The following is a 7,173-nucleotide window of genomic DNA, read 5'->3' on the forward strand; positions in this document are numbered from 1 at the left end:
GGGACAAGGGGCGGGGAGTGCCCTCGGGCATTCGGTACGGGTCATATTGGCGCATGTGCCCGTCGGCGGTGACTTGGTACGCGTGCCAGATTTCCTGATCCAGCAGCACATACACAAACCCTTCGCGCAGTAGGCGATAGTTGCCCGGCTGCATATCGATGCGTACGCGGTCTTGTTCAGGGTCGAACGGCAACGACGTTGACGAAGATGTCCAAGACGGCGAGGATCTCGGCGGCAATGGCGCATCGCGCAGCAACAAGATCGGCATTCCGCTGCGCTCGCAAGCGCGGCAAGTACCTGCTGGCACCGCCATCGTTTCCAACACCGCCAGCCGAGCCTGGTGGGCGAAAGAGCTTGCATGCGAACTCATCATCAACTCCGCGATCAATTCGGCGTGTAAAGCACGTCACGCCATTCACTAGCGTCCAGCGTCGTAAATGAATCGACCCGGCGCTTTCAAAACGAAGTGCTGTGAGGACTAATGCAATATCCGTGCCATGCCGGCAGGGAAAAGTAAAACCGTCAACGCTATCAATGACTTATGGGCTATTTGCGCGACGCCGCCCGCGCTGCGTTGCGCCAAGCACCCGGAATTGCCGGAATTTCCAACGCAAAACGGGCCATATTTGGCCCGTTAAAAAATAAGCAGCGCTTTATCAAGGAGTTATAGCGGGTCAAATTTGGCTTGATCGGGCCAAATGTGGCCCAGCGGGTTTGCTCCGCCCAGAACGAGGCCGCCTTAGATGCCCGCGAAGCGCTCCGCCAACGCATCGCAATGCCGCACCAAGATCGCCGCGTCCACGCCGACCGCCGTAAACAAACTCCCTGCCTCGATATAGCGCCGCGCCAGCGCCTCATCGCCCGTCAACACCCCCGGCGCCTTGCCTGCCGCGCGTACCCGCCGGATGGCGCTTTCCACTTCGGCCACCACCTTCGGATGCTGCGGCTCGCCGGGATATCCCAAGCTGGCAGCCAGATCCGCGGGGCCGATAAACACCCCATCGACGCCATCCACCGCAATCATCGCGTCCAGGTTCTCTAGCGCTTCGCCCGTCTCGGCCTGCACTAGCAAACACAATTCCTCTTCGCACCGGCGCATATAGTCCGCCACACGCCCATACCGCGTTGCGCGCATCGTGCCGCTAATGCCCCGCACGCCGCGCGGCGCATAACGCATACCCGCCACCGCGCTTTGCGCCTCGTCCGCGTTCTGCACATACGGCAGCAACAAGGTCTGCGCGCCGATATCCAGATACTGTTTGATCTGCACCTTGTCATTCCAAGACGGGCGCACCACCGGATGGCTCTTATACGCGCCAGCCGCCTGCAACTGCGCCATTACCGTCGGCAGCACCACGGGCGTGTGCTCGGTATCCAGCAGCAGCCAATCAAAGCCGCTGGCGGCAACCAGTTCGGTACTGTTCGCAGCCCCAAGCGTGACCCACAGCCCGGTTTGATGGCGCTGTTCGCGCAGCGCGCGTTTAAACGTATTGATGGGGAGTTCCATGCGCGCCGCCTTAAGAGAAATGCACCGAGATGCTGCCCAGCTTGCCGTAGTCGGCATGCAGCGTATCGCCGCGCTTTACCGCAGCGGTGCGGGTGAAGGACCCCGCCAGCACGATGTGCCCGGCTTCCAGCCCGGCGTCGTGCTGCGCAAGCTTGTTCGCCAACCACGCAATACCCAACGCCGGATGCCCAAGCACCGCCGCCGACACACCCGATTCTTCGATCACGCCATTTTTCAGCAGTAGGGCGCCGACCCAGCGCAGATCAATATCCATCGGCCGCACCGGCCGGCCGCCCAGCACGATGCCGGCGCACGCGGCGTTATCAGCAATGTTGTCCACAATGCGGCGCGGGTATTTACTGCGGCCGTCGATCAGTTCCAGCGCCGGCACCACGTAATCCGTAGCATCCAGCACGTCGAACAGGCTCACATCCGGGCCTCGCAAGGGCTTGCCCAGCACGAAAGCCAGCTCGACTTCCACGCGCGGCACGATCAGCTTGTCGGTGGGAATGGTCTGCCCATCTTGAAAGAACATCGTGTCCAGCAAATGGCCGTAGTCCGGCTCGTCGATACCGACGGTGCTTTGCATCGCCTTGGACGTCAGGCCGATCTTGTGGCCGCGCAGCTTTGCGCCGTCGGCAATCTTCTGGTCGATATTGCGTTGCTGGATGGCATACGCATCGGCAATCTCAATGCCGGGAAACGCCTGGTCCAACTGCGTGGTGGGCACGCCGCTGCGCTCGGCTTCAAGCAGCAGGCTGGCCGCGCGGGCGCGGTCTTCGTCGTTAAGCATGGAAGGCTCCTGATTAGTGCGCGGCGACTTCGTCGGCCACGGGGTTGGACAACACGCCAATGCCGGCCACTTCGACTTCAACCACATCGCCCGGCTTCAAAAAGCGCGGCGGCGTGAAGCGCACGCCCGCGCCGATGGGGGTGCCGGTGGAGATGACGTCGCCGGGCTTCAGCGTGGTCCAGATGGAGATGTAGCGGATCAGTTCCGCGAACGGGAACATCAGGTTGTCGGTGGCGTCTTGCTGGCGCAGTTCACCGTTGACACGCGTCGTCACCGTCAACGGCGCGGCGGGGTCGAATTCATCGGCCGTCACCATCCACGGCCCCATCGAACCGCTGGCGTCAAAGTTCTTGCCTTGCGTCACGTTGAACTTGCCGTGCTTGATCCAGTCGCGCACCGTGCCTTCGTTCAGGCAGGTCAGGCCCGCGATGTGGCTCCAGGCGTCCTCGGCCGCAATGCGGCGGCCGGCCTTGCCGATGATGATGGCGATCTCGCCTTCGTAATCCAGTTGTTCGGATTCCGGTGGGCGCAGCAAGGGTTCGCCATGGCCCACGAACGAACCCGGAAAGCGCGGGAACACGCTGGGGTAGGCGGGCGGCGCGCTGCCGTCTTTATATTCCTCGTTGCGCTTGCCGTAGTTCACGCCTACGCAGATGATTTTTTCTGGCTGCGGAATCGGCGGCAACAGCCGCACGTCTTTAAGTTTGTGCGTGGCGGGATGCGAGTCCGCCAATTTGGCCAGCGCGGGCAGGGCATCGGCTTCCAGCGCAGCGCGCAGGCTGTCATAACCATGTCCATCCAAGGCCACGATCTGGTCCTGGCCACGCAGCGCGCCAAAGTGCGTGCGGCCTTCATGCGTATAAGTCAGCAGTTTCATTCGTCGAATCCAAACAAGCGAGCAGGGTTGTCCACCAGGATTTTCTTAAGCGTCGCGGCGTCGCCCGCATAACGCGCCAACTGGTCCACCAACTGGCCCTCGTCGGGCGTGGGCTTGGTGGAGACAGGGTGTGGCCAGTCGCTGCCCCACACCACGCGGTCGGGGTTGGCGGCGATCAGCGCTTGCGCAAGCGGCGTCACGTCGTTCCAAGGGGGGGCGGTGCGAGAGATTTTTTCCGTCAGCGACAACATCACCCAGAAGTTGCCGCGACTTAGCAACGACTCCAACAACTGCCGAGTCGGATCTGCCGCGCCCGCCGTGGGATCAGCACGCCCCATGTGATCCAGCAGCACCGGAATATCCAGCCGTTCAAATTGCGCCGCCTGCGCCATCATGCCGTCGGGCTCCGGCTGAAACTTGGCGTACCAGCCCAGTTCACGAATGCGCGCAATGGCGCGGTCAAACACGGCGGGCGCCATGCTGATACCCAAGCCTTGCCGCGTAAAACGCGCGCCGCGCACGCCCGCATCGTGCAGCTTCTGTATGTAGGCGTCGTCACGCTCGGCCAGCACCACCGCATTCGCGCAACCGCGATACGACGGGCCGGCGGCGGCCAGGCCGTCCAGCACCACCTGGTGATCCGCCCCGTAGGTGGTGGCCTGCACGATCACGCCGCGCTCGATGCCCAGCAGGCGGTGAAGGCCCAGCGCGGTCTCGATGGTGGCGCTGGGCATCTCGTACGCCGCGCCGGGGCGCACGGGGTAACGGTCTGCGGAGCCGAATACGTGAAACTGGCTATCGCAGGCCTTAGCCGGCAGGCGGGTGGCGGGGGCAGTGGGGCGGGGATTGAAGGGTTGGTACTGCGAGGGTTGGTGCTGCGGCGCTTGATGCTTCGATGCTGGATTCTGCGCGGCTTGATTCTGCGAACTTTGGCTTTGATTCATTTGGCTTTGAGTCATCGTCTGTCTCCCTTACCCGATCACGGCCACAAAATCGCATTCGATCAGCTTGTCGCCATCCAGATCGGCCTGCATCGTGTGCCGCGCCGGACGGTTCTCCGCTTCCGGAAACGCTTGCAGCCACACCGCATTCAGCGCCGCGCGCTGGCTGCGGTCGCGCATCCACACCGTCATCTTGGCGACGTGATCCAGCGTGCCGCCGCCCGCTTCCACAATGCGGCGCACGTGGTCGAACATCAGCTCGCACTGGCGTTCTAGCGACGCACCGTAGGCGCCGGTGGCCGGATCGGTGCCCTGGATGCTGCCCGAATACAGCATGGGCCCAATCCGGCACGCGGCCGGAATGGGGTTCTTGTGGCTGAAGCCTTCCGCGTAAATGCTGCGTCTGCTCATGGCGGGTTCCGTTTGGAAAGTAGAGGGTGGGGCGGCATCGTGGCCATGACCAGGCAAGGCCGCGATGCGTTCGGTTGTCAGGGCGTGGCTGCTGGCGGGTCAGGCCAGGCGGTGGTCTGGCCTTAGTTCGCCGTGATGCCCGCACGCTTGATGATCGGCGTCCAGCGCGCGTCTTCCGCAGCCAGATAGCGCGTGAATTCCTCGGGCGAGCTGCCGCGCGCCTCGGCGCCCAGCTCATCAAAACGCTGAATAATCGTCGGCTGCGCCAGAATCTTCGTCAGCGCTTCGCTCAAGCGCTTCTGCACATCCGGCGGCGTGCCCTTGGGCGCAAGCAGCCCGGTAAACGTGGCGGCCTCCATGCCCTGCACACCCGCTTCCGCAAACGTCGGCACGTCCGGCATCGATGGCACGCGCTTGGCCGTCGTCACCGCCAAGGCGCGCAAGCGGCCTTCCTTCACATACGGCAGCGCCACTGAAATCTGATCAAAGTTGAAATCCACTTGCCCGCCCAACAGATCGGTCGTGGCCGGCGCGTTGCCCTTGTACTGCGCCGTCGTCCAACGCGCGCCCGTCAACGACTGCAACAGCTCGCTGACCAGATGATTCGTGGTCCCGGCACCCGGAGACGCCATGTTCAGCTTGCCCGGCTCCTTCTTCGCCAGCGCCAGCAATTCCGCCAGCGTCTGCGCCGGCAAGCCCGGCTTCACCTGCAACACCAGCGGCGTGTACGACACCGAACTGATCGGCGCAAAGTCCCGATCCCACTTGTACGCATCCCGCTTGAAAATCAGCGGCGAGAACAGCAGCGGCCCGTTCGCCGCCATGAACAAGGTGTAGCCATCGGGCTCGGACCGCGCCACCTGCTCACCGGCAATCATGCCGCCCGCACCCGGCTTGTTCTCGACAATAAACGGCTGCCCAAACGCCGCCTGCAAGCCCGGCGCAATCAGCCGCGCCGCCACATCCACATTGCCGCCCGGCGGATAGGGCACCACGATCTTCACGGGTTTCTCGGGCCACGCGGCGTGCGCCATGGAAGTCAGAACGGTCAGCGCCACCGTGGCGCAGGCGCGAAGCGCATTGCGATGCATGGTTTGTCTCCTGGTCGTGTCATCACGTTTTGTTTGTTGTGTTTGACGACACTCTAGAAATTCCCGCGCCGCTGAACAATCCGAATTTCAAGAAAAGTTCCGGATGTTGGACTCTTTTGGCAGGTTGTATTGCGGACAGCTTTTGGCATGACCGCGTTTCGCCGCAGAATTACCCTGGGCGCCTATTGCGCACGCGGTTTTATTCATTGTTGAATGTTCAATATCCGGACTACGGAGCCAGACCCACCATGCACTTTCCCGCCAGCGACCTGAACCCCGAGCAAACCTACCGCCTGATGAGCGGCATCGTCGTGCCCCGGCCCATCGCCTGGATCAGCAGCGTCAACGCCCACGGCGGCGTCAACCTGGCGCCGTTCAGCTGCTACACCTTCGTCTCAAACAAACCCCCCATGATCGGCGTCAACATCGGCCGCAAAGCCGGCAAACGCAAAGACACCGCCGAGAACATCCTGGCCAACCGCCACTTCGTCGTCAACGTCGGCGACGAAACCCTGCTTGACCCCCTGCACGACAGCGCCCAAGAACACCCGCCCGAAATCAGCGAAGTCGACGTGCTGGGCTTAAGCGTGCTTCCCGGCGCCGTCATCGACACCCCCAGACTTGCCGCCGCGCCCATCAGCCTGGAATGCCGCTTTCATAGCGTCACCCCGTTTGGCGACACCGGCGCCGAGTTCTTCGTGGGCGAAGTGGTGATGTTCCATATACGCGATGGCCTGCTGCAAGACGGCAAGATCGATACCGCATTACTACGCCCCATCTGCCGCATCGGCGGCCCCAACTACGCATCGCTAGGCCCCATCGTCACCAAGCGCGGTATTCAGCAAACGCCCAAATCCATTATCAAACCGGAGGCCACGTGAGCGAAGCAGAAGATAAAAGCGCGTCCGGCGCGCAGACCGTACGCAGGGCCTTGGCGCTGCTGCGCCTGATTGCCTGCGGACAAGAGCGCGGTGTAAGGCTGGTGGATCTGGAACGCATGTCCGGCTTGAATCGGCCCACCGTGCATCGCCTGCTGAAGACTTTGGTGCAAGAGGGCGCGGTTGAACAGGATTCAGAAACGCGACGGTATTTGATCGGGCAAGAGATCAGTTTGCTGGGGCTGGCGCGGACAAGGCGCTTTCCGCTGCTGACGCTGGCGGACCCGTATATGAGCGAGCTGGCCGATCAGGTGGGGGATACGGTGTTTTTGAGTATTCGACATGGGCACGATTCGATATGTATTGGAAGGCGGACGGGAAGGCATCCGATACAGGTGCTGTCGATTGAGGTGGGTGTTAGACGGCCGTTGGGCGTGGGAGTGTCGGGCGTGGCGTTGTTGGCGAGCTTGGGAAGGGAGGAGAGTGTGGAGTTGGTGCGGGGGAATGCGGCCAGGCTGGAGGTGATGGGGGAGCGGGTGGAGGATGTGATTGCGCGGGTTGAGGTGGCGAGAAGGGAGGGGATTGCGCATGCGGCGGCCGGGCTGATGCCGGGGACTAGCGCGGTGGCGGTGCCGGTGTTGACGGAGGGAGGGGTGGCGCTGGGGGCGATTACGG

At 62.8% G+C, this 7,173-nt stretch carries 9 protein-coding genes; 2 read left to right on the plus strand and 7 right to left on the minus strand.

Features of this window, described 5'->3' with window-relative positions; genetic code table 11:
- The 7 genes from YH64_RS30430 to YH64_RS29900 all read right to left on the minus strand — a co-directional run.
- Positions 1–268: toxin VasX (locus tag YH64_RS30430; RefSeq protein WP_221935938.1), on the minus strand; the 268-nt coding region annotated here is incomplete at its 3' end.
- Positions 269–739: 471 nt separating this feature from the next.
- Positions 740–1,507: an aldolase/citrate lyase family protein gene (locus YH64_RS29875; protein ID WP_046807932.1), complete on the minus strand. Its 768-nt coding sequence runs from the start codon at positions 1,505–1,507 to the stop codon at positions 740–742.
- Between the two features lie 10 nt (positions 1,508–1,517).
- Positions 1,518–2,300 (minus strand): 2-oxo-hept-4-ene-1,7-dioate hydratase, encoded by a 783-nt coding sequence (gene hpaH / locus YH64_RS29880; protein ID WP_046807933.1) that lies wholly within the window; start codon positions 2,298–2,300, stop codon positions 1,518–1,520.
- Between the two features lie 13 nt (positions 2,301–2,313).
- Positions 2,314–3,177 (minus strand): fumarylacetoacetate hydrolase family protein, encoded by an 864-nt coding sequence (locus YH64_RS29885; protein WP_046807934.1) that lies wholly within the window; start codon positions 3,175–3,177, stop codon positions 2,314–2,316.
- On the minus strand, positions 3,174–4,136 hold the full coding sequence (locus tag YH64_RS29890; RefSeq protein WP_255444891.1) for an amidohydrolase: 963 nt from the start codon (positions 4,134–4,136) through the stop codon (positions 3,174–3,176). The genes YH64_RS29885 and YH64_RS29890 overlap by 4 nt, the downstream gene beginning before the upstream one ends.
- 12 nt (positions 4,137–4,148) lie before the next feature.
- Entirely contained in the window at positions 4,149–4,529 is a 381-nt protein-coding gene (locus YH64_RS29895; RefSeq protein ID WP_046807935.1) for a RidA family protein, read from the minus strand.
- A gap of 122 nt (positions 4,530–4,651) precedes the next feature.
- Positions 4,652–5,620: a tripartite tricarboxylate transporter substrate binding protein gene (locus YH64_RS29900; RefSeq protein ID WP_046807936.1), complete on the minus strand. Its 969-nt coding sequence runs from the start codon at positions 5,618–5,620 to the stop codon at positions 4,652–4,654.
- 248 nt (positions 5,621–5,868) lie between these two features.
- Between YH64_RS29900 and YH64_RS29905 the strand changes: the two genes are divergently transcribed.
- Entirely contained in the window at positions 5,869–6,501 is a 633-nt protein-coding gene (locus YH64_RS29905) for a flavin reductase family protein (RefSeq protein ID WP_046807937.1), read from the plus strand.
- Positions 6,498–7,173 (plus strand): IclR family transcriptional regulator (locus YH64_RS29910; protein ID WP_143215624.1); only part of this gene is annotated, 676 nt, incomplete at its 3' end. The genes YH64_RS29905 and YH64_RS29910, both read left to right, overlap by 4 nt.

This window comes from Achromobacter sp. LC458, assembly GCF_001005835.2.
GTDB classification, from domain to species: domain Bacteria; phylum Pseudomonadota; class Gammaproteobacteria; order Burkholderiales; family Burkholderiaceae_B; genus Achromobacter; species Achromobacter spanius_B.